A 2,940-nucleotide genomic window follows, 5' to 3' on the forward strand; every position below is an offset into this window, starting at 1 on the left:
CGGGATCGCCGACCAGTCGCCCTGTCCCTCGGGCGGTGGAAGGTTAAACACAATAGAGCGGACTAAGCATGTAGGACCGACGGCGGAGGGCTCGCGGACGCGGGTTCGATTCCCGCCGCCTCCACCATTACACCATCCTGGAACATTCCAGAATCGCCCTAAGCCCGCTCACGAGCGGGCTTTTTTGTGTCAGCATGGTCCCCGACTGACCGGCCAAGTTCTTTGACATCCCGGACCCATGGGGGCAACATTTGGGGCAACTGCACCGGCTTCCTGACCAGTTGCCCCCATGCCTCTTTCTGATGCCAAGGTACGCAGCGCGAAGCCCAGTACGAAGGCTGTGAAGCTCTTCGACGAGCGCGGCCTCTATCTGGAGGTTTCCCCAAGCGGGGGTAAGTGGTGGCGGCTGAAGTACCGCTTCGAGGGCAAGGAGAAGCGTCTCTCCCTCGGCGTCTACCCTGATGTCGGGCTCAAGGATGCCCGAGCGCGCCGCGACAGCGCGCGTCGGCTGCTGAGCGAAGGCGTGGACCCGAGCGTAAACCGTAAGGCCCAGCGATCCACAAGCTCCGAGCACGCTGCAAACAGCTTCGAAGTTGTTGCCCGCGAGTGGTTCGAGCGCTACTCGCCGAACTGGGTACCGAGCCACGCGAGTCGGATCATCCGACGCTTAGAACGAGACATCTTCCCATGGATCGGCAAGACGGCTGTCGCCGACCTGACGCCGCCACAGGTCTTGAAAGCAGTCCGCCGAATCGAGGATCGGGGGGCCTTGGAGACAGCCCACAGGGCGCTTCAGAATTGCGGGCAGGTTTTTCGGTTCGCGGTGGCAACGGGACGAGCGGAGCGTGACCCTACAGCAGACCTCCGCGGCGCACTGCCGCCAGTCAAGGCCGGCCATTTCTCAGCAGTCACGGATCCGGCGCAAGCTGCAGAGATGCTTCGGGTTGTCGACAGCTACCGGGGCACAGTAACTGTCCGCTGCGCACTCAGGCTGGCTCCTTTAGTTTTCGTCCGCCCAGGAGAGTTGCGCCACGCACAATGGACGGACATCGACCTTGAAGGTGCGGAGTGGCATTACACCGTCACCAAGACCAACACCCCACACATCGTCCCCTTGTCGCGCCAGGCCGTCGAAATTCTTAGCGAGCTTCAACCACTGACCGGCGACGGCCGCTACGTGTTCCCGAGCGCGCGGAGCGCCGATCGCCCGATGAGCGACAACGCGATCCTCGCGGCGATGCGCCGCATGGGTATCGAGAAATCGGAGATGACCGGCCACGGTTTTCGCGCCATGGCGCGGACCATCCTCGACGAAGTCCTCGGCTTTCGTCCCGACTATATCGAGCATCAGTTGGCCCATACTGTCCGTGATCCGAATGGTCGGGCATACAACCGCACGGCGCACCTAGCGGACCGGCGCAAGATGATGCAGGCATGGGCCGACTACTTGTATGACCTCAAAGCCGGCAGGGAGACCGCGTAGCGGCCTTTCGGCGCTTGTGGCAGATTGACCCTCTTGACCGGCCGGCCAGAAAAGCTTGAAGCCGCCGAGAATCATGGGACTGAGGCGCACTGCGGCGATCGCGTAGACTGCCGAGACTAAGCTCCCGGCAACGCGCTCGATCGAAGGACAACCTTGGCGTCACTCAATGATCCTCCATCGCCCGCGGTCCAGGCCGACATCGACGCCCTCTTACGCCACATCGGCGGGGTACTCCCGTCCAAGCGCCTCGACGAGAATCTGCTGATCGCGACCTGGAACCTGCGCGCTTTCTCGTCGCTGACGCGGGAGTGGACCGCCGGTGGGGACGATTCGCCGAAGCGCGACCTGCGCGGTCTGCGCGCCATCGGCGAGATCATCCGACGCTTCGACATCATCGCGCTGCAGGAGGTCAAGGGTGACCTTCGCGCACTGCGCGACCTCATCAAGTGGTTGGGGTCGAACTGGGCCTTCCTGATGACCGACGTCACCGCTGGTTCCGCCGGCAACAGTGAGCGCATGGCCTACCTGTACGACCGCCGACGGGTGGAGCCGTCGGGTTTGGCCTGCGAGCTGGTCGTGCCCGAAGAGTGGCTCGCCGAAGTCTCGCCTGATGCGCTCCGACGTCAGTTCGCGAGGACACCCTACGCCGTCAGCTTTCGCGCGGGTCAGCACACCTTTATCCTGGTGACGCTGCATGTGAAGTACGGCGATGCACCCGCAGATCGCACCGCCGAGTTGCGCGGCATCGCCCGCTGGATGCGCGAGTGGGCGGAACGCACCAACGCCTGCTCGCAGGACCTCATCGCGCTTGGTGACTTCAACATCGACCGGCGCGACGATCCTCTCTGGCAAGCGTTCACCTCCACTGGTCTGACCGTTCCGCCAGACCTGGCCGATGTGCCCCGCTCCATCTTCGCCGAGCCGGGTGAGGCGACGACGGACAAGTACTACGATCAGATCGCATGGTTCGCCGAGCTCGACGGTGCCGGCGGTCTGTCGATGGACTACCGCCGCGGCGGCTTTGTCGATTTCCTGCCGTACGTCTACACGGACACGAATCTGACCCGCAACGAGATCTCCTGGCGCGTCTCGGATCACGATCCGCTCTGGGCGGAGCTCGCGATCTGACTGCGGCGGACTCCGACAGACATGTCAGCTTGGGGTCTTCGCAGGACTCCCGGCCGCGGCTTATCGATACCGCCGCATCTGCCCCACCAAGACACCCTGGATCTGCACCTCGTCCGGGTGATACTCCATGGCTTGCATGGCGCTGTTCTCGGGATAGAGCAGCACGCGGCCCGGCTCCTGCAGGATGCGTTTGAGGGTGACCTCCTCGCCCCGAATCAGCGCGACGACGATCTCGCCGTTGCGGGCATGATCGCGCTGCTCGATAACGACATAGTCGCCGTCGAGGATGCCGGCCTCGCACAGCGAATCCCCCGCGATCTGCAGGACAT

At 63.6% G+C, this 2,940-nt stretch carries 3 protein-coding genes and 1 other RNA gene; 3 read left to right on the top strand and 1 reads right to left on the bottom strand.

Annotation, left to right across the window (positions count from 1 at the left end):
- The 3 genes from ssrA to CKO31_RS25435 form a co-directional block, all read left to right on the top strand.
- Positions 1-127, top strand: a transfer-messenger RNA (tmRNA) gene (gene ssrA / locus CKO31_RS25425); the annotation flags it as partial.
- A 162-nt stretch (positions 128-289) separates the two neighbouring features.
- Positions 290-1,483 carry a tyrosine-type recombinase/integrase gene (locus CKO31_RS25430; RefSeq protein WP_200243521.1) on the top strand — a complete coding sequence of 398 codons (1,194 nt, stop codon included), beginning with the start codon at positions 290-292 and terminating at the stop codon, positions 1,481-1,483.
- A 153-nt stretch (positions 1,484-1,636) separates the two neighbouring features.
- Positions 1,637-2,611: an endonuclease/exonuclease/phosphatase family protein gene (locus tag CKO31_RS25435; RefSeq protein ID WP_200243523.1), complete on the top strand. Its 975-nt coding sequence runs from the start codon at positions 1,637-1,639 to the stop codon at positions 2,609-2,611.
- A gap of 60 nt (positions 2,612-2,671) precedes the next feature.
- On the opposite strand, the gene CKO31_RS25440 is transcribed toward CKO31_RS25435, so the two are convergent.
- The coding region (locus CKO31_RS25440; protein ID WP_274607816.1) for a LexA family protein at positions 2,672-2,940 on the bottom strand (269 nt) is incomplete at its 5' end.

Origin of the sequence: Thiohalocapsa halophila (assembly GCF_016583825.1) — a bacterium.
In the GTDB taxonomy this organism is placed as follows: domain Bacteria; phylum Pseudomonadota; class Gammaproteobacteria; order Chromatiales; family Chromatiaceae; genus Thiohalocapsa; species Thiohalocapsa halophila.

Bases quoted from the DNA above. Each gene is read 5' to 3' on its own strand.
- CKO31_RS25430 (WP_200243521.1), top strand. From the start codon at position 290: ATGCCTCTTTCTGATGCCAAGGTACGCAGCGCGAAGCCCAGTACGAAG.